At 62.3% G+C, this 17,598-nt stretch carries 17 protein-coding genes and 1 pseudogene; 8 read left to right on the top strand and 10 right to left on the bottom strand.

Annotated elements, in window-relative coordinates; genetic code table 11:
- Window positions 1-5 precede the first annotated feature (5 nt).
- Window positions 6-455: a type II 3-dehydroquinate dehydratase gene (gene aroQ, locus L6D81_RS14460; protein ID WP_236180369.1), complete on the top strand. Its 450-nt coding sequence runs from the start codon at window positions 6-8 to the stop codon at window positions 453-455.
- On the top strand, window positions 452-1,306 hold the full coding sequence (locus L6D81_RS14455) for a shikimate dehydrogenase (RefSeq protein ID WP_236180367.1): 855 nt from the start codon (window positions 452-454) through the stop codon (window positions 1,304-1,306). Before aroQ ends, L6D81_RS14455 begins: the two co-directional genes overlap by 4 nt.
- 33 nt (window positions 1,307-1,339) lie before the next feature.
- Here the strand turns inward: L6D81_RS14455 and L6D81_RS14450 are convergent, their stop codons facing one another.
- Window positions 1,340-2,017 carry a TetR/AcrR family transcriptional regulator gene (locus L6D81_RS14450; protein ID WP_236180365.1) on the bottom strand — a complete coding sequence of 226 codons (678 nt, stop codon included), beginning with the start codon at window positions 2,015-2,017 and terminating at the stop codon, window positions 1,340-1,342.
- 102 nt (window positions 2,018-2,119) lie between these two features.
- Window positions 2,120-4,021, bottom strand: a complete 1,902-nt coding sequence (gene quiC, locus L6D81_RS14445; RefSeq protein ID WP_236180363.1) for a 3-dehydroshikimate dehydratase QuiC — start codon at window positions 4,019-4,021, stop codon at window positions 2,120-2,122.
- A 274-nt stretch (window positions 4,022-4,295) separates the two neighbouring features.
- On the opposite strand from quiC, the gene L6D81_RS14440 reads away from it, so the two are divergent.
- The gene (locus L6D81_RS14440; RefSeq protein WP_236180361.1) at window positions 4,296-5,633 is read left to right on the top strand and encodes an MFS transporter; all 1,338 of its coding nucleotides are present in this window, start codon (window positions 4,296-4,298) and stop codon (window positions 5,631-5,633) included.
- A gap of 60 nt (window positions 5,634-5,693) precedes the next feature.
- On the opposite strand, the gene L6D81_RS14435 is transcribed toward L6D81_RS14440, so the two are convergent.
- The 3 genes from L6D81_RS14435 to L6D81_RS14425 form a co-directional block, all read right to left on the bottom strand.
- Window positions 5,694-6,572, bottom strand: a complete 879-nt coding sequence (locus L6D81_RS14435) for a DMT family transporter (RefSeq protein ID WP_039771776.1) — start codon at window positions 6,570-6,572, stop codon at window positions 5,694-5,696.
- Between the two features lie 66 nt (window positions 6,573-6,638).
- Complete coding sequence (locus tag L6D81_RS14430) at window positions 6,639-7,172, bottom strand: hypothetical protein (RefSeq protein WP_236180359.1); 534 nt, start codon at window positions 7,170-7,172, stop codon at window positions 6,639-6,641.
- Between the two features lie 179 nt (window positions 7,173-7,351).
- Window positions 7,352-8,128 (bottom strand): IclR family transcriptional regulator, encoded by a 777-nt coding sequence (locus L6D81_RS14425; protein WP_236180358.1) that lies wholly within the window; start codon window positions 8,126-8,128, stop codon window positions 7,352-7,354.
- Between the two features lie 260 nt (window positions 8,129-8,388).
- Here L6D81_RS14425 and L6D81_RS14420 point away from each other — a divergent pair.
- The 3 genes and pseudogenes from L6D81_RS14420 to L6D81_RS14410 all read left to right on the top strand — a co-directional run.
- Window positions 8,389-8,508, top strand: a pseudogene (locus tag L6D81_RS14420) (aldo/keto reductase); the annotation flags it as partial.
- Window positions 8,509-8,698: 190 nt separating this feature from the next.
- Complete coding sequence (gene ypfJ, locus L6D81_RS14415; protein WP_236180356.1) at window positions 8,699-9,583, top strand: KPN_02809 family neutral zinc metallopeptidase; 885 nt, start codon at window positions 8,699-8,701, stop codon at window positions 9,581-9,583.
- Window positions 9,584-10,537 carry an alpha/beta fold hydrolase gene (locus L6D81_RS14410; RefSeq protein WP_236180353.1) on the top strand — a complete coding sequence of 318 codons (954 nt, stop codon included), beginning with the start codon at window positions 9,584-9,586 and terminating at the stop codon, window positions 10,535-10,537.
- Between the two features lie 28 nt (window positions 10,538-10,565).
- Here L6D81_RS14410 and L6D81_RS14405 read toward each other — a convergent pair whose 3' ends face one another.
- From L6D81_RS14405 to L6D81_RS14395, 3 genes are all read right to left on the bottom strand, one after another.
- Window positions 10,566-11,159, bottom strand: coding sequence for an HAD family hydrolase (locus L6D81_RS14405; protein WP_236180352.1), 594 nt, complete (start codon window positions 11,157-11,159; stop codon window positions 10,566-10,568).
- Window positions 11,156-12,025, bottom strand: coding sequence for an acyl-CoA thioesterase II (tesB, locus tag L6D81_RS14400; protein WP_236180350.1), 870 nt, complete (start codon window positions 12,023-12,025; stop codon window positions 11,156-11,158). The genes L6D81_RS14405 and tesB overlap by 4 nt, the downstream gene beginning before the upstream one ends.
- Window positions 12,026-12,131: 106 nt before the next feature.
- Entirely contained in the window at window positions 12,132-12,701 is a 570-nt protein-coding gene (locus tag L6D81_RS14395; RefSeq protein ID WP_236180347.1) for a GNAT family N-acetyltransferase, read from the bottom strand.
- 82 nt (window positions 12,702-12,783) lie between these two features.
- Here L6D81_RS14395 and L6D81_RS14390 point away from each other — a divergent pair, with 82 nt between their 5' ends.
- Window positions 12,784-13,704 (top strand): histone deacetylase family protein, encoded by a 921-nt coding sequence (locus L6D81_RS14390; protein WP_236180346.1) that lies wholly within the window; start codon window positions 12,784-12,786, stop codon window positions 13,702-13,704.
- A gap of 175 nt (window positions 13,705-13,879) precedes the next feature.
- Window positions 13,880-15,121 carry a TIGR03862 family flavoprotein gene (locus L6D81_RS14385; protein ID WP_236180344.1) on the top strand — a complete coding sequence of 414 codons (1,242 nt, stop codon included), beginning with the start codon at window positions 13,880-13,882 and terminating at the stop codon, window positions 15,119-15,121.
- Between the two features lie 38 nt (window positions 15,122-15,159).
- Here L6D81_RS14385 and L6D81_RS14380 read toward each other — a convergent pair whose 3' ends face one another.
- Window positions 15,160-16,500 (bottom strand): RNA helicase RhlE1, encoded by a 1,341-nt coding sequence (locus L6D81_RS14380; protein ID WP_236180343.1) that lies wholly within the window; start codon window positions 16,498-16,500, stop codon window positions 15,160-15,162.
- A 65-nt stretch (window positions 16,501-16,565) separates the two neighbouring features.
- Window positions 16,566-17,516 (bottom strand): drug/metabolite exporter YedA, encoded by a 951-nt coding sequence (gene yedA / locus L6D81_RS14375; RefSeq protein WP_085612579.1) that lies wholly within the window; start codon window positions 17,514-17,516, stop codon window positions 16,566-16,568.
- Window positions 17,517-17,598 lie beyond the last annotated feature (82 nt).

The following is a 17,598-nucleotide window of genomic DNA, read 5'->3' as shown; positions in this document are numbered from 1 at the left end:
CCCCCATGCCCCCTATCGTTCTGGTGCTCAACGGCCCGAACCTGAACCTGCTCGGCACCCGTGAACCGGCAACTTACGGTCACGAAACCCTGTCCGACATCTCAGCCCTGTGCGGGCGCGCCGCTGAAGAGTTCGGCCTGGCCGTGGAGTTTCGCCAGACCAACCACGAAGGCGAACTGCTCGACTGGATTCACGGCGCCCGCCAGCGCTGCGCGGGCATCGTGATCAACCCGGCCGCCTGGACTCACACGTCGGTCGCCATCCGCGACGCCCTGGTCGCCAGCGAATTGCCGGTGATCGAAGTGCACCTGTCCAACGTCCACGCCCGCGAGGCGTTTCGTCATCACTCGTTCGTCTCGGCCATCGCCACCGCCGTGATGTGCGGCTTCGGCAGTCACGGTTATCGCCTGGCCCTGGAACATTTCAGCCAGCGGCTGAAGGGGGTGACCGCATGAACCGCAACAACGTGATACTCGCCGGGCTGATCGGCGCCGGCATCCAGGCCTCCCGCACCCCGGCGCTGCATGAACATGAAGGCGACGAACAGGGCCTGCGTTATCTCTACCGACTGATCGATCTCGATCAACTGCACCTGGACAGCAACGCTCTGCCCGACCTGCTGCTGGCCGCCGAACGAATGAACTACACCGGCCTGAACATCACCTTCCCGTGCAAGCAGGCAATCATCCCGCTGCTCGATGAATTGTCTCCGGAAGCCCGAGGCATCGGCGCCGTGAACACGGTAGTGCTGAAAGACGGCAAACGCGTCGGCCACAACACCGATTGCCTGGGTTTTGCCGAAGGTTTTCGTCGCGGCCTGCCAGACGTCGCCCGCGAGCGCGTCGTCCAGATGGGCGCTGGCGGCGCCGGTGCGGCAGTGGCCCACGCCTTGTTGAGTGAAGGCGTGCAGCAACTGAGCATTTTTGATGTGGACGTGGAGCGTGCCGAAAGCCTGGCCAATAACCTCAACCAGCATTTCGGCGCGGGCCGGGCGGTTGCCGGGCATGATCTGGCGAGCATGCTGAGTCAGGCCGATGGCCTGGTAAATACCACACCGATGGGCATGGCCAAATTGCCCGGCATGCCCGTGCCGGCGGCATTGCTGCGGCCCGAGTTGTGGGTGGCGGAGATCGTGTATTTCCCGCTGGAAACCGAACTGCTGCGCAACGCCCGCGCCCTGGGTTGCCGAACCCTGGATGGCGGCAACATGGCGGTGTTTCAGGCAGTAAAGGCGTTTGAGCTGTTCAGCGGCAAGGTGCCGGATGCGCAGCGGATGCTCGCGCATTTTCAAAGCATGAATGGATAAAACCCTGAGGGGGCCAGGCCCCCTCGACTTCGGTCAGGCCTGCAAGTAACGCAGCACCGACTCGCAAATCATCTCGCGATGACGCTGCTTGATGCTTTCGTCCGGCAGGTCGATCTGAAAGATCTCACCAAAGGTGTGGCGGTTCGACACGCGATAGAAGCAGAACGAACTGATCAACAGATGCACATCCAGCGCATCGAGCCCGGCCCGGAACAGGCCTTCAGCGGCACCGCGCGCCAGGATCTCGCCCAGCGAATCAAGGATCGTGTTGTTCATCGCCTTGATCGCATCGGAACGCTTCACGTACTCGGCATTGTGGATGTTTTCGATGCAGACGATGCGCACGAAATCGACGTTGCGGTCATGGTGGTCAAAGGTGAACTCCACCAGACGGCGGATCGCCTCTACCGGCGGCAACTCGGCCAGGTGCAGGCGGTTCTCGGTGTTGCGGATATCGCCGTAGAGCTTCTCCAGCACCTCGACGTACAACTGCTCCTTGCTGCCGAAGTAGTAATAGATCATGCGCTTGGAGGTGTGGATACGCTCGGCGATCGCATCGACGCGAGCGCCGGACAGGCCCTGCTGGACGAACTCGACGATCGCCTCCTGCAGAATGTTCTCGCGGGTCTTTTCCGGATTGTTCTTGCGACTCTTGCGCGGCTCTGCCGCGGGTAGAACGGGGGCTGCGGAAAGTTCTGAAGTCATTGTCATTGCGGGCTCACGGCCATCACTGCACAGGCTGGCGATTATGGGCCGCGCGCCCCAGTGAAGGAAGCCGCGCGACCGGTGTTTGATCCCGCGTTTACGAATTTCCTACAACTTCGCCTGGCGAACGGCGCCACTGCGTGATTTGGCCATCGCCGCCAGCCGTACCGCGACGTTGGCCGCGCCATAGCCGGCGTAACCGTTCTTGCGCTGGATGATCTCGAAGAAGAAGCGCCCTTCGAACGGCTCGGTGTAGACGTGGAACAACTCGCCGCCCTGCGCATCACGGTCATACAACACGTTGTAGTACGCCAACTCGCTGAGAAATTCGTCATCGAAATCGAAGCGCGCCGCCAGATCGTCGTAATAGTTGAGCGGAATATCCAGCAGCGGCACGCCTGCCTCTTTCGCCCGGCTGACTTCAGCAAAGATATCGTCGCAATCGAAGGCGATGTGATGCACCCCGGAGCCGCGATAACTCGACAGTGCGTGTGAGATCGCGGTGTTGCGGTTCTCGGAAATGTTCAGCGGCAGACGGATCGAACTGTCACGACTGCGCAGCGCGCGGCTCTTCACCAGACCGTAGGGATCGGGCAACACCACCTCATCGTCGGCCTCGAAATCCAGCAGGCTCTTGTAGAACAGCACCCAACTGTCGAGGCTGTCCGCCGGCAGCGCCATGGCCATGTGATCGATGCGTTTGAGGCCGCCGCGGGCTACCGCGTCCGGCAGCAGATTGAAATCGGTGCCGTAGACATCCGCCTCCTGATCCACCAGATAAATCAGACTGCCGTCCGGCGCACGCACCGCCGCCAGCTCCAGCTCGTTGGGGCCGACCAGCCCGCGATAGGGCTGACCTTTATAGGCGACAGCGCGAGCCAGCGCGCTGGTGCTGTCCTTGACCCGCACGGCGGTGGCGCACAGCGACGGGCCGTGAGCCTCGAAAAAGCTGTGGCCGAACGAATAGGGTTCAGAGTTGAGGATCAGGTTGATATCACCCTGGCGCAACAGGCTGACGCTCTTGGAACGATGCTGGCCGGCCTTGACGAAACCCAACCGTTCCAGCCAGTTCGACAGCTTGGCGCCCAGGCTTTCATCCACGGCGAACTCAAGAAACTCGATGCCGTTGTATTCGCTGGCCTTCGGTGTTTCGAAGAGGATTTTGCGGTTATCCACAGGACGGTTTTCCTGCTCCAGACGCTGGCGGGTTTTCTCCTCCAGATAAAGGAGCGAACGCAGACCGTCGGCGGCATTGGCCCTGGGCGGCGCGGCGCGGAAGCCGTCGTTGAAGATTTCCAGCGACAGCGGCCCGGTGTAGCCGCTCTGGATGATCGGCGCGAGAAAACCCGGCAGATCGAATTCGCCCTGCCCCGGGAAGCAGCGGAAATGCCGGCTCCACTCCAGCACGTCCATCGCCAGGATCGGTGCATCAGCCATCTGCACGAAGAAAATCTTGTCGCCGGGAATCTCGGCAATCGCCCGTGGATCGCCCTTGAGCGACAAGGTGTGGAAGCTGTCGAGCAACACGCCGAGGGCCGGGTGATCGGCCTGACGCACGATGTCCCAGACCTGTTGATAAGTGTTCACATGACGGCCCCAGGCCAGCGCCTCATAACCGATGCGCAAGCCGCGAGCGCCAGCGCGTTCGGCCAGCAGACGCAGGTCGTCAACGAGGATCTGCTGGTCGCCGAGACTGTCGGGTGAGGCATTGCTGCAGACCAGCACCAGGTCGGTGCCCAGTTCCTGCATCAGGTCGAACTTGCGCTCGGCCCGCTCCAGATTGCGCTCCAGGCGATCGCGGCGGCAGCCTTCGAAATCGCGGAACGGCTGGAACAGGGTGATGGCAATCCCGAGGTCGGCGCACATCTGCCGGATTTCCCGGGGGCTGCCGTCGTAATACAGAAGATCGTTCTCGAAAATCTCCACCCCGTCGAACCCGGCGGCAGCAATGGCTTCGAGTTTTTCCGGCAGGGTTCCGCTCAAGGAGACGGTGGCAATGGATCGCTGCATGTTTCAACTCCCGGTGGAGACGTCGGCTACGAAAATTGCGCCGCTTTTTATAGGGTGAGCGAATTATTGGTCCCGGTTTTTCATTGAGCAATTTAAACTGTACTACCCGGTTAGTTTTGCGTGCGATTATCGAACACAATGCCGGTTTGGCGAATTGACGATTTTTCGTCCACTGCCCAACATCCGTCTCACCTTGAGTCCGGAACTGAACCACCGGTCGCAGCGTGCACAACAACAGCACACCAAATAACAAATCCAAAAACGGGTGGAACACATGATTCCTTCACAGACTTCCCGCATGGCTCCGGCCATGAGCACTGCCACGGGTGGCATCGGCGACAAGATCCGCGGCGCCATGGCCGTCGGCAAGACCCGTTGGGGTATGCTGGCGCTGGTGTTTTTCGCCACCACCCTCAATTACATCGACCGCGCCGCCCTCGGCGTCATGCAGCCGATCCTCGCCAAGGAAATGAGCTGGACGGCGATGGACTACGCCAATATCAACTTCTGGTTTCAGGTCGGCTACGCGATCGGCTTCGTGCTGCAAGGACGGCTGATCGACCGGGTCGGCGTCAAGCGCGTGTTCTTCTGCGCGGTGCTGCTCTGGAGCCTGGCCACCGGCGCCCACGGACTGGCGACCTCGGCGGTGGGCTTTATGGTCTGCCGGTTCATCCTCGGCCTGACCGAAGCGGCCAACTACCCGGCCTGCGTGAAGACCACGCGCCTGTGGTTCCCGGCCGGTGAACGCGCCGTCGCCACGGGTATCTTCAACGCCGGCACCAACGTCGGTGCGATGTTCACCCCGATGCTGCTGCCGCTGGTCCTTCACGTGTGGGGCTGGCAGGCCGCGTTCCTGTGCATGGCGGCACTGGGCGGGATCTGGCTGTTGTTCTGGGGCCTGAAGTATTTCAATCCGGAAGATCACCCGAGCGTGAAACAGTCGGAGCTGGAATACATCCAGAAAGAAGTCGAACCGGAACAGGCCCGCGTGCCGTTCTCGAAAATCCTGCGGATGCGCGGTACCTGGGCCTTCGCCCTCGCCTATTCGCTGACCGCGCCGGTGTTCTGGTTCTACCTGTACTGGCTGCCGCCGTTTCTCAATCAGCAATACAACCTGGGCATCAACGTCACCCAGATGGGCATTCCACTGATCATCATCTACGTCACTGCCGACTTCGGCAGCGTGGGCGGCGGGATTCTGTCTTCGTTCCTGATCGGACGCGGCATGAACTCGATCAAGGCGCGGCTGCTGTCGATGTTCCTGTTTGCCTGCTGCATCATCGGCGTGGTCATGGCCGCCGGTTCCGCCAACCTGTGGGTCGCCGTCGCCGCCATCTCCCTGGCCATCGGCGCGCATCAGGCCTGGACCGCCAACATCTGGAGCCTGGTGATGGACTACACACCCAAGCACATGATGAGCACGGTGTTCGGTTTCGGCGGCATGTGCGCGGCGATCGGCGGGATGTTCATGACCCAGATCGTCGGCCACATCCTGACCGTCACCCACAACAACTACACCGTGCTGTTCACCCTGATTCCGGCGATGTACTTCATTGCCCTGACCTGGATGTACTTCATGGCACCGCGCAAGATTCCTACCGTTACCGAGTAGCCTTTCAATACCGAGTAGCTTTCCTGTACCGACCGGCCTGATTTCAGGCCGGTTTTGCTTTCAGCGCCGGCTCTGCTGCCACGCTGCCGCCAATCCGCTGCAACAGATCACCGCGATCCCGATCACCGTCATCAGGGTCGGTGTGTGAGCAAACAGCAGCCAGCCCAACAACCCTGCAAACACGATCTGGCAATAACCGAACGGCGCCAGCAACGCCGGCGCGGCATGGCGGAACGCCTGGGTCAGAAACAAGTGCGCGGTCATTCCGCAACTGCCCAGCGCCAGCATCAACAACGCATGCCCCAGGCTCGGCACCTGCCAGAAGAACGGCACCAGCGCACTCATCACCAGCGTGTTGCACAACCCGGCGAAAAAGTTGCTGGTGGTCGGGCTGTCGACTTCCGCCAGCTTGCGGGTGAGCAATTGATAGAAGCAGAAAAACAGCGCAGAGCAGAACGGCAAGAGAATCGCCGGGGTGAACAGGTCTCCGCCCGGATGAACGATGATCAGCACCCCGATAAACCCGCACACCACCGCGATCCACTGGCCGCGCGTCACCCGTTCCTTGAGCAGCGGCACCGACAGCGCTGTAACCAGCACCGGCGCAAGAAAGTTGACCGCCGTGGCTTCGGCCAGCGGGATGTACAGCAACGCCGTGGTGAAAAACAGACTGGTGCCCAACAGGCACAACGCCCGCGCCAATTGCCATAACGGGCGTTTGGTGCGCAGCACGCGCAGCCCGGACTGCGGCAGGAAAATCCCGGCCATCAGCAGCGTGTGCACCAGATACCGTGCCCACACCACCATGACGATCGGATAAAAACCCGAAAGGTATTTCGACAGCGCGTCGTGACTGGAGAACAGGAAGGTTGCCACGACAATCAACAAGATCCCCTTGAAGGGTTGGTTGACGCCGGAAAGCGGAGTGCTGACGGTCATGGGCTCTCTCTGAATGAAAAATAAACGGTGACGAGCACGCGTGCGCCATCGCCCCTTGAAGCAGACTTAAAGCCGGGCCAACAATTCCCGTGTCCGGTCGATCGCCATATGCGTCCGCTGCAATCCGCTCACGCCCTGCTCCAGCCATTTGACCGTGGGAATTTCCAGACTCAGGGGAAGGTCAGCCGCAAGACTGCGCAACAAGCCGATCAGGTCACAATCGCCCTCGCCGGGAAACCGTCGTTCGTTGCGGGCCTGACGCAAGATCTCGGCCATGTCCGTCGGACTCGGCCCGGCCAGATCGCACAGTGCCGCAAAATTATCGGTGAGCCGCTGTTCGTCGGGATCGTTACCGGCGACCAGCAATTCGCTGGCACCGAACTGCGCGCCGACGCTGAGCAGTGGCTCGAAATCCGCGACCACCGTCTGCGGTTTCAAGCGCAGGATTTCCACGTCGAGTACACCGATACCGGTGTCACGTAAACGCGCCAGTGTCTGACGCCGCAACCCGTCACCGGCTACCAGTGGAACGTGATATTCCTCGGGCGGCGACAGCTCCAGTACCGTCAGGCTGGCCAGGGACAGGATTCGTTCGCTCATGGCCGCGCCACGACCCGTTCGGAAGAAGTGACGCAACCAATGCCGATTCGAAGGAGCGGGTTCAAGGTGCGATCCTCTAGTGATTGGTGTGGAAAAGTCCTCTGACGATAATTTAGAACTCGGTTCCAGATTCTCACACCCGCCCGATTGAAAAGTGGGCGAACAGCGCACAGCTTTGCTTAAACGAACAACTCCGACGCCAGACTCGCCGCCGACAACTCCTCGGTAAACGTCAGCAGCAACGGCGCCAGTTCATGCAAGCGCGCCGCCGGCATCCGTGCGCTTGGCCCGGCGATGCTCAGCACACCAATCACCCGGCCATCGGCGGGGTGTTTGACCACGGCGGCAATCGCCGAAGTGCCCACCGCCGAGCTTTCTTCCACACAGGCATAGCCCTGCTCCCGCGCCACCCGCAGGCGTTCGAGCAGTTCAATATTGGAGCGCGGCGCGTTGGGCCCGATATCCGCCGGCACCTCCGCGCCCTGGCGTTCGACCAGCGACAACGCCTCGGCGTCGCTCATGCACGCCAGCCACGCATGGCCCGACGCGGTGTAGAACAGCGGCGCGTCGCGGCCCATGTCCGGATCGTAACGCAGGCCGGTGCGCGCGCCCTGGGCCTTGGCGATCCAGGTCTGGCGCTCGCCGTCGATCACCCCCAGACGCACCAGTTCACCGGTTTCCTGGGCCAGGCGATCGAGCACCGGCTGCACGATGTCGGCACCGCTGCTCGACAGGTATTGAAAGCCCATCGCAACCAGTTTGGTCGACAGTTGATAACGCGACGTCTCCGGGTTCTGCCGCACATAACCCAGGCGGATCAGCTCGGCGAGCAGGCGATGCGTCGCGCTCTTCGGAATGTCCAGTTGCTCGGCCAGGGTCTGCAGCGGCAGCCCGCGCGGATCACTGGTGAGGCTTTCCAGCACGCTGAAAACCCGTTCGATTTGACTGCCGGCCATGGTGCGCTCTCGGTGAAATTTCGCCGATTCTAGAAGACATCCCGAGGAATGCGAAATCTGGAACCTGACGTCCGATAACCGCCCACTTTGCGCTTCAGTCGGTTGATCTGCTTTGCTCGCGCTGGTTATTTTCTGGAACCCGATTCTAAAAATAAATGATTGCTAGAGCCTTTGCTGATGCCTGCCCTTCCCGATATCGACTGCGACGTTCTGGTGGTCGACTCCGGCGCCGCCGGCTTGTCGGCCGCCGTCACCGCCGCCTGGCATCACTGAACGTCGAACTGAATGACGACGAGCGGGCGCTGGTCGCCGCGTTGTCCAAGCGCGAACGTCAGGTGAGCCCGGACTTCGCGCCGGTGTGGGATGCCTCCGACCGCTGATACCTGAACCGGTGAAAGAAATCCGTCGGCGGATTGAATTCCCGGCGCCCGTGCTCGTCAATAACAGGCCCGACCTCGTCACCCCGAGGCCGGGCCTTGGTGCGTGTGTGCGAATGGACGGACGACCGGACTGGCGCCACACTCACACACCAGCAACACTCATCACCACGATCAAACAGAGGATTCCCACATGCTATGGAAAAAAGGCCGACGCAGTGACAACGTCGTCGATGCCCGTGGCGATGATATGGGTGGCGGCGGCATGCGCTTCGGCGGTGGCAAGGGGCTGAGCCTGGGGGCGATCCTGCTGATCGTTGGCATCGGCTGGATCACCGGGCAGGACCCGCTGCAGATCCTCGGCCAGCTCACCGGGCAGATGACCGAACCGTCGGCCCCCACTTCGCAAACCCGTCAGGCGCCGCCGGCCAACGATGAACAGGCCGAATTCGTGCGCTCGATCCTCGGCGACACCGAAGACACCTGGGGCGCGATCTTTCAACAGGCGGGCCGCCAATATAAGGACCCGACCCTGGTGCTGTTCAGCAATCGGGTCAATTCCGCCTGCGGTCTGGCGACCTCGGCTTCCGGCCCGTTCTATTGCCCGGCAGACCAGAAAGTCTATCTGGACATGGCGTTCTTCCAGGAAATGGCTCAGCGTTTCAAGGCCGCCGGCGACTTCGCCCAAGCCTACGTGATCGCTCACGAAGTCGGACACCATGTGCAGACGCTTCTCGGCGTCTCGGCGAAAATTCAGACAGCCCGTCAGCAAGGCCGGCAGATGGAAGGCGACGGCGGTCTGCTGGTGCGTCAGGAACTGCAAGCCGACTGCCTGGCCGGCGTCTGGGCCTACAACGCCCAGAAGCGCCTGAACTGGCTGGAACCGGGCGACATCGAAGAAGCCTTGAACGCGGCGAACGCCATCGGTGATGATCGCTTGCAACAACAGGGTCAGGGCCGCGTGGTGCCGGACTCGTTTACTCACGGTACGTCGGCGCAAAGGGTGCGCTGGTTCAAAACCGGATTCGCCCAGGGCCAGGTCGGCCAGTGCGATACCTTTGCGGCGAAAAACCTGTAAATGCATAAATGGCTGTTGGCTTTACTGTTCATCGGCGGTACCGCCCAAGCGGCTGGCGTCGACGCAATCAGTCCCGGGCGTCTGCAATTACAGGCCGGCGAAATGGCGGTGGGCATCGGCCCGGCGCCGGCGAAAATCGAGCGCGTGCTGATCGTCATTCATGGCCGTCTGCGCAACGCCGAGACCTATCGCAAAAGCGGTGAAGTCGCGGCGGAACTGGCCGGGCAAACCGCCAACACCCTGGTGATCGCGCCGCAGTTTCTCAACGAAAGCGATGTGGCGCTCTACTCGTTACCCGCCAGCGTGCTGCGCTGGCAAGGCAACGACTGGATGGGCGGCGGGTTATCCACAGGGCCGAACCCGCTGAGTTCCTACGCCGCACTGGACGAAATCGTCGGGCGGTTGAGCGATCGCAAACAGTTTCCGGACGTAAGGCAGATCGTGATCTTCGGCCACTCCGGCGGCGCCCAGGTGGTGCAGCGTTATGCGTTGCTGGCCCAGGATCAGCCGGCGCTGAAGAGCGAAGGCATTCGCTTGCGTTACGTGGTGGCCAACCCATCGTCGTACGCCTATTTCAATGAGCAACGCCCGGTGGCGTTCGATCATGCGAAGTGCCCCGGTTTCAACCGCTGGAAGTACGGTCTGATGGATCCGCCGATCTACTCGGGTGGGCAAACGCCCGCGCAGCTTGAAGGCCGTTACGTCAAACGCGAGGTGATCTATCTGTTGGGCCAGCAGGACACCGACCCGCAGCACCCGGCACTGGACAAGAGTTGCGCCGCCAAAGCCCAGGGAGCTTATCGACTGGAGCGCGGCAAGCTGTTTTTCGGTTACTTGCTGCGCCGCCACCCTGAAGGGGTGAATCAGCGCCTGATCGAAGTGCCCGGCGTCGGGCATGACGGCGACGGCATGCTGACCTCGCCGGAAGGCCAGAAAGCGATATTCGAGCAATAAAAAACGGGGGCCCAAGCCCCCGTTTTTTTCAGGCGAACAGCATTCGCCGCAACTCCACACAATCCTTCGCATGCCAGTCGGTCAGCCCAGGCCACGGATTATCTGGCAGGTTCACCAACACCGTGTGGGTGCCCGCCGCCCGGCCGCAATCTAGATCAAACCGGTAATCACCGACCATCACCATCTCGCTCGCCGGCACTTGCCAGGCCTCGGCCAGTTTCAGCAAACCACCCGGATGCGGCTTCGGCGGTGCTTCATCGCGGCCCAGCACATCCTCCACCGCAAAGCAGTCAGCAAGGCCGATGGCTTCCAGTGTGACATGGGCCAGCTCCCGCGCATTGCGGGTCAGGATGCCAAGGCGATAACCCCGCGCGTGCAGGTCGCGCACCAGCTCCACGGCGCCGACTGCCGGGGTCGAGCCGAGCGCCAGATCCCGCTCATGCTCCAGCAGCCACGCATGTTTCACCGCCGCTTCATCGGCGGGCAATCCCGCAAGGTGGGTGAGGATGTCGTCTTCCGGCGGGATCGCCAGCGCCACGCGGATCGCGGCGAAGTCGTGCACGGCGACGGTCAGGGTGCCGTCCATGTCGAACACCCAGTGCCGCACGTCCGCCAGACTCATGCCCAGTCCTTGCGATGGCGGATCAGGCCTTCCTGAGTCACCGACGCCACCAGTTGCCCGGCGCGGTTGAACACGCTGCCACGGGAGAAGCCGCGGGAATTGCCGGCCCACGGACTGTCCATGGCGTAGAGCAACCAGTCATCGGCACGCAGATCGTTATGGAACCACAGCGCGTGGTCGAGGCTCGCGACCTGCATGTCTTTCTGCCAGACCGATTTGCCATGCGGCAGCATCGAGGTGGTCAGCAGGCCGAAGTCCGAAGCGTAGGCCAGCAGGTATTTGTGCAGCGCCGGGATGTCGGCCAACGCGCCGTCGGCGCGGAACCACACGTACTTGATCGGGTCCGCCGGTTGCGGGTTGTACGGGTCTTTTTCAGTGACCGGGCGCACTTCGATCGGCTTCGGGCACAGCAGCTTTTCGCGCATGTGCTCCGGGATCAGGTGCGCGCGTTGCTGGGTCAGTTCCAGCTCCGACGGCAGGTTTTCCGGGCCGACCACCTGGGGCATCTGGCTCTGGTGCTCGAAGCCTGCTTCGTCGTACTGGAACGAAGCGCTGCAGGTGAAAATCGGGTGGCCCTTCTGGATCGCCGTCACGCGGCGGGTGCTGAAACTGCCGCCATCCCGCACGCGATCAACCGAGTAGACCACCGGCAACTTGGCATCGCCCGGACGCAGAAAATAACCGTGCATCGAATGCACATGGCGCGCCTCTTCAACGGTCTGACTGGCCGCCGACAGCGACTGGCCGAGCACCTGGCCGCCGAACAACTGGCGAAAGCCCAGATCCTGACTGCGACCACGGAACAGGTTTTCCTCGATCGGTTCGAGGGTCAGCAGATCCACCAGATCTTCCAACACTTGGCTCATTCAGACTCTCCTCACACAACGCTATGCCGCGCAGTCTTGGCTGCGGCGGCCAATTCAGATTCTGGCGCGAGCCACTGATCGCGCCATTGTAAACGTCCGTGTCGGCTTAGCCATGCAAGGTCTGCAGCCATTGCTCCCGGGTGATGCGGTACAACACATGTCGACGCAACGGATGGTCGACCGCCAGTTTCGGGTGATCGAAATCGTCGGACGGATCGTGATGCATGCCGATCGCCTGCATGACTTTTTCCGACGGCAGATTGCTCTGCGCGGTGAAGGACACGATCTCCTTCAGGGCCAAACGGTCAAAACCGCAGCGCAGCGCGGTCCACGCCGCTTCGCTGGCATAACCGAGGCCCCAGTGTTCCTTGGCCAGCCGCCAGCCGATTTCCACCGCCGGGGTGAACGGCGCATCGAAACCGACCACGCCGAGCCCGGTAAAACCGATGAACTCGCCAGTGTCCTTGCGCTCCAGCGCCCACAGGCCATAACCGTGCTCGGCAAAATGCCCGCGCACCCGGCCGATCAGCGCGGCGCTTTCCAGCCGGCTCAAGGACGCGGGAAAGTAGCGCATCACCTGCGGATCGGCGCACATCGCCGCGAACGCCGGCAAATCCTCGTCCTGCCATTGGCGCATCAGCAGCCTTGCGCTTTGCAGCTCCAGTATCGGTTCCATCCCGCCCCTCCGCTTGATGCCGTCAGTCTACATCGCTGTTAGGCTTTGCACTCTTTCCTGCAGCCCTTATGAATAGTCCACCATGCCGTTGCCGCTGATCTACCACGAAGACTACAGCCCGGAATTTCCGGCGGATCACCGCTTCCCCATGGACAAGTTCCGCCTGCTGCGCGATCACCTGGTGGACAGCGGCCTGACCCGCGACGAAGACCTGCTGCGCCCTGAGCTGTGCCCTGCCGACATCCTCGCCCTGGCCCATGACCGCAGTTATATCGAACGCTACATGAGCGGTGAGTTGTCCCGCGAAGACCAGCGGCGCCTCGGCCTGCCGTGGAACGAAGCCCTGGCGCGACGCACGGTGCGGGCGGTCGGCGGTTCGATTCTGGCGGCGGAAAAAGCGCTGGAACATGGCCTGGCCTGTCACCTGGCCGGCGGCACTCATCACGCCCACTACGATTACCCCGCCGGGTTCTGCATCTTCAATGACCTGGCGATCATCAGCCACTACCTGCTGCAAAGCGGACGGGTGAACCGGGTGCTGATCTTCGATTGCGACGTGCACCAGGGCGACGGCACTGCGCGGATTCTGCACAACACCCCGGAAGCGATCACCGTTTCCCTGCACTGCGAAAAGAACTTTCCTGCGCGCAAGGCTGAAAGCGACTGGGACATTCCGCTGCCCAACGGCATGGGCGACACCGATTATCTGAAGGTCGTCGACGACGCGCTCAACTATCTGCTGCCGCTGTATCAGCCGGATCTGGTGCTGTACGACGCCGGTGTCGACGTACACAAGGACGACGCCCTTGGTTATCTGCAACTGACCGACGAAGGCGTTGCCGCCCGCGACGAAAGCGTGATGCGCCACTGCCTGGGCCGCGACATCCCGATAGTCGGCGTGATCGGCGGCGGTTACAGCAAGGATCGCCAGGCCCTCGCCCGCCGCCACGGCATCCTGCACCACAGTGCGCAGCGCGTCTGGCAGTCATCCGGTTGTCATTGAGTTGTGCTGCGTTACCCACAATGGCTGTGGAACGGCCTGTGGATAACCTGAGCGAAAGGGACTGCAGCCCACACTGAACATGGCCTGCAGCGCGCTGGTTGTTTTTTGATCAGGCCTGACGATGGCCGCTGCTGCTAGAATGCGCGGCTTATTCCGCCACGCTATTGCCGCTGCCATGACCCAGACTTCCGCCGCCCTTCCCGCTCACGTCGCCATCATCGGCGGTGGCCCCGCCGGCCTGATGGCCGCCGAAGCGCTGAGCCAGGGCGGAGTCCGCGTCGACCTGTACGACGGCATGCCCTCGGTGGGCCGCAAGTTCCTGCTGGCCGGGGTCGGCGGCATGAACATCACCCATTCCGAAGCCTACCCGGCCTTCCTCTCGCGCTACGCCGAACGCGCCCCGAACATCGCCCCGCTGCTGCGCGCGTTCGACGCCGAGGCCCTGTGCCGCTGGATTCACGAACTCGGCATCGAAACCTTCGTCGGCAGCTCCGGCCGGGTGTTCCCCACCGACATGAAAGCCGCACCGCTGCTGCGCGCCTGGCTCAAGCGCCTGCGCGACAGCGGCGTGGTTATCCACACCCGCCACCGCTGGCTCGGCTGGGATGAAAGCGGCGCGTTGCGCATCGACAGCCCGGAAGGCGAGAAAACCCTCAACCCCGACGCCACCCTGCTCGCCCTCGGCGGCGGCAGCTGGTCGCGACTCGGTTCCGACGGCGCGTGGATGCTGCCACTGGAGCAACGCGGGGTAGGACTGGCGCCGTTGCAGCCGAGTAATTGCGGCTTCGAGGTGCAGGCCTGGAGCGAAGTGATGGTCAGCAAGTTCGCCGGCGCGCCGTTGAAAAATGTCGCCATCGGTTTGAATGACGACATTCCGCGCTTGGGTGAATGCGTGATCACCGCGACCGGTATCGAGGGCAGCTTGATCTACGCGTTGTCGGCACCGATCCGTGAGGCGATCAATGTCCACGGTGCAGCGACGATTCACATCGACCTGCTGCCCGGCCGACCTGTGGATAAATTGCAGTCAGCATTGAGCAAACCGCGGGGGTCGCGCTCGATGGCCAAGCATCTGCACAGTCAGGTCGGGATTGACGGGGTGAAAGCGGCGTTGCTGCGAGAGCTCACTGATGCCGCAACCTTCGCCGATCCGGCGCTGCTGGCCCGGGCGATCAAGGCCTTGCCGCTGACGCTGGTGAAAACCCGACCGCTGGATGAAGCGATCAGCAGTGCCGGTGGCGTGACGTTCGAGGCGATGGATGAGCGCTTGATGCTCAAGGCATTGCCGGGGGTGTTCTGTGCGGGGGAAATGCTGGATTGGGAAGCGCCGACTGGCGGGTATCTGCTGACGGCGTGTTTTGCCAGTGGCCGGGCGGCCGGAGCTGGAATGCTGGATTGGTTGAAACAGCGTAACTGATCGTTCCCGCCTTGCGCGGGAACGACCCTGTCTGACGCTTAAGGCTTACGCTTACGCGGCCCGGTATTGAACACTGGCACCTTGCGTACAGGCTTGATCGAAGGCTCCGGCGCCTGGGTCTCGCCGCTGTCCACCCACTTGCCCAGATTGCGCTTGCCACCGCCGCCACCGGAAGCTTTCGGCTTCTTCGGTTTCTTCGGCTTCTTGATCACCTGGCCGCTGGCATCGGTGTCCGGCACGCGGTGCTCCGGCACGAAATCCGGCTCAATCTCACGCTTCAATGTGCTGCGAGTCAGCATTTCAATCGCCGACAACATGTTCACTTCATCGGCGCACACCAGCGAAATCGCCTCACCGGTCGAACCCGCACGGCCAGTGCGGCCGATACGGTGAATGTAATCCTCGGCAACGATCGGCAGATCAAAGTTGACCACCAGCGGCAGGTCTTCGATATCCAGACCTCGGGCCGCGACGTCGGTGGCCACCAGAATCTGCACTTCGCTAAGCTTGAAACGGTCCAGCGCCCGCTGCCGGGTCGCCTGCGGCTTGTCGCCGTGGATGCCGTCCGCGTTCACGCCCAGGCCCTGGAGCTTCTCGACCAGCGCGTCCACACCATTACGGGTCTTGGCGAACACCAGCACCTGCTTCCACTTGTTCTTGCGCATCAGGTGCACGAACAGTTCCGGCTTGCGCTTCTTGTCCACCGTCACCACCCACTGCTTGACGGTGTTGGCGGCCACGTTGCGCGGGCTGACTTCGATGCTCTGCGGATCGTTGAGCATCTGCCCGGCCAGCAGGCGGATGTCATCGGAGAAGGTCGCGGAGAACAGCAGTGTCTGGCGTTTCTTCGGCAGCGCCCGATAGATGCTCGCCAGCTCTTCGGAAAAGCCCAGGTCAAGCATGCGGTCGGCTTCGTCCAGCACCAGGGTTTGCAACTGGTTGAACTTCAGCGCGTTCTGGCGGAACAGGTCGAGCAAACGGCCCGGGGTCGCCACCAACAGATCGACGCCGCCGCGCAGCTTCATCATCTGCGGGTTGATGCTGACGCCGCCGTACACCGCGTAAGTACGCAATGGCAGGTTTTCAGCGTACTGGCGCACGGCTTCGTGGACTTGCTCGGCCAGCTCGCGGGTCGGCACCAGAATCAGCGCGCGCACCGAGTTGGCGGTGACTTTCGGCCCTTCCATCGCCAGCAGTTGCAACAGCGGCAAGGCAAAACCGGCGGTCTTGCCGGTGCCGGTCTGGGCCGCGGCCATCAGGTCGCGACCGGCCAGCACGGCCGGAATGGCTTGCGCCTGCACCGGCGTCGGGGTCTGGTAGCCGAGCTTCTCGAGGGAGCGCAGCAAGGGTTCGATCAGGCCAAGGGTGGCGAAAGTCATGGGAGTACCGTAGGAAAAATCAGAGCGGTTGTGCAAAACAAGTGTGCGATGGCGCGCAGTTTACCCTAATTCCCACGCTGCTCCGTCGCTATGACCTTCGCTGCGGCAGCCGGCTCGCTGACCACCGGCGACCGCGCCGGACGCCGCCACTGTGGCAGACTGATCAGCACCACCGCGCCGATGATCACCAGCATCGCCAGTGCCTCTTCGATGCCGATGGTCTCGCCGACAAACACGATCCCCAGCAACACCGCCACCGCCGGGTTGACGTAGGCATAGCTGGTGGCCGCCGCCGGGCGAACGTTTTTCAACAGATACATGTAAGCGTTGAAGGCGATGATCGAGCCGAAGAAGATCAGGTACGCCAGCGCCAGCCAGCCTTCCAGCGGCGGCATGGCCTGCAGGTGCTCACCGCTGGCCGCGCTGCCGATCAACAGCACCACGCCGCCCACCAGCATTTCCACGGCACTGGCCATTGCACCCTGGGGCAGCGGCAAGTGCTTGCTCCACACCGAACCGAACGCCCAGCTCGCCGCCGCGAAAATCAGCAACGCCGCGCCCAGCGGACTCGATTGCAGGTTGGAGCCCATGTTGAGCATCGCGATGCCGATAATCCCCATCACCACCCCGGCCCACTCCAGGCGGGTGTTGCGGGCGCCCCAGAAATAACCGCAAAGCAAAGTGAACAGCGGCACCGTCGCCACCGCCAGCGCGGCAACCCCCGACGCCACGCCGCTGTGCTCGGCCAGCGTCACCGCGCCGTTGCCGAAACTGAGCAGCAGAATCCCGATGATCCCCGCCGCTTTCCACTGCGCCCAAGTCGGCGCCGGTGCCCCGCGCCAGCGCAGGAAGGCGTACATCAGCGTGCCGGCAATCACAAAGCGCACGCCGCCGAGCATCAGCGGCGGCCAGTATTCGACGCCGATGCGGATCACCAGATAGGTCGATCCCCAAATCACGTACAACGCAAAAAACGCGGCGATCAAGGGCAAGGAAAAACGGCGCAAGGCGGACATGGGCAGCTCGAAAGTCAGACTCAGGGGATGGGTTATTCTAGAAAGGCCAACCGCTAAAAATAAGTTACAAAACTTGTTTATA

The organism is Pseudomonas sputi, from assembly GCF_021603585.1.
In the GTDB taxonomy this organism is placed as follows: domain Bacteria; phylum Pseudomonadota; class Gammaproteobacteria; order Pseudomonadales; family Pseudomonadaceae; genus Aquipseudomonas; species Aquipseudomonas sputi.
The sequence above is the reverse complement of the archived record's forward strand: the minus strand, read 5'-3'. Positions and strand labels throughout refer to the sequence as shown.

What these genes read in the sequence shown, in the direction of transcription:
- aroQ (WP_236180369.1), top strand. Translation starts at nt 6, where the DNA reads ATGCCCCCTATCGTTCTGGTGCTCAACGGCCCGAACCTGAACCTGCTC.
- L6D81_RS14455 (WP_236180367.1), top strand. Translation starts at nt 452, where the DNA reads ATGAACCGCAACAACGTGATACTCGCCGGGCTGATCGGCGCCGGCATC.
- L6D81_RS14450 (WP_236180365.1), bottom strand. Translation starts at nt 2,017, where the DNA reads ATGACAATGACTTCAGAACTTTCCGCAGCCCCCGTTCTACCCGCGGCA.
- quiC (WP_236180363.1), bottom strand. Translation starts at nt 4,021, where the DNA reads ATGCAGCGATCCATTGCCACCGTCTCCTTGAGCGGAACCCTGCCGGAA.
- L6D81_RS14440 (WP_236180361.1), top strand. Translation starts at nt 4,296, where the DNA reads ATGATTCCTTCACAGACTTCCCGCATGGCTCCGGCCATGAGCACTGCC.
- L6D81_RS14435 (WP_039771776.1), bottom strand. Translation starts at nt 6,572, where the DNA reads ATGACCGTCAGCACTCCGCTTTCCGGCGTCAACCAACCCTTCAAGGGG.
- L6D81_RS14430 (WP_236180359.1), bottom strand. Translation starts at nt 7,172, where the DNA reads ATGAGCGAACGAATCCTGTCCCTGGCCAGCCTGACGGTACTGGAGCTG.
- L6D81_RS14425 (WP_236180358.1), bottom strand. Translation starts at nt 8,128, where the DNA reads ATGGCCGGCAGTCAAATCGAACGGGTTTTCAGCGTGCTGGAAAGCCTC.
- ypfJ (WP_236180356.1), top strand. Translation starts at nt 8,699, where the DNA reads ATGCTATGGAAAAAAGGCCGACGCAGTGACAACGTCGTCGATGCCCGT.
- L6D81_RS14410 (WP_236180353.1), top strand. Translation starts at nt 9,584, where the DNA reads ATGCATAAATGGCTGTTGGCTTTACTGTTCATCGGCGGTACCGCCCAA.
- L6D81_RS14405 (WP_236180352.1), bottom strand. Translation starts at nt 11,159, where the DNA reads ATGAGTCTGGCGGACGTGCGGCACTGGGTGTTCGACATGGACGGCACC.
- tesB (WP_236180350.1), bottom strand. Translation starts at nt 12,025, where the DNA reads ATGAGCCAAGTGTTGGAAGATCTGGTGGATCTGCTGACCCTCGAACCG.
- L6D81_RS14395 (WP_236180347.1), bottom strand. Translation starts at nt 12,701, where the DNA reads ATGGAACCGATACTGGAGCTGCAAAGCGCAAGGCTGCTGATGCGCCAA.
- L6D81_RS14390 (WP_236180346.1), top strand. Translation starts at nt 12,784, where the DNA reads ATGCCGTTGCCGCTGATCTACCACGAAGACTACAGCCCGGAATTTCCG.
- L6D81_RS14385 (WP_236180344.1), top strand. Translation starts at nt 13,880, where the DNA reads ATGACCCAGACTTCCGCCGCCCTTCCCGCTCACGTCGCCATCATCGGC.
- L6D81_RS14380 (WP_236180343.1), bottom strand. Translation starts at nt 16,500, where the DNA reads ATGACTTTCGCCACCCTTGGCCTGATCGAACCCTTGCTGCGCTCCCTC.
- yedA (WP_085612579.1), bottom strand. Translation starts at nt 17,516, where the DNA reads ATGTCCGCCTTGCGCCGTTTTTCCTTGCCCTTGATCGCCGCGTTTTTT.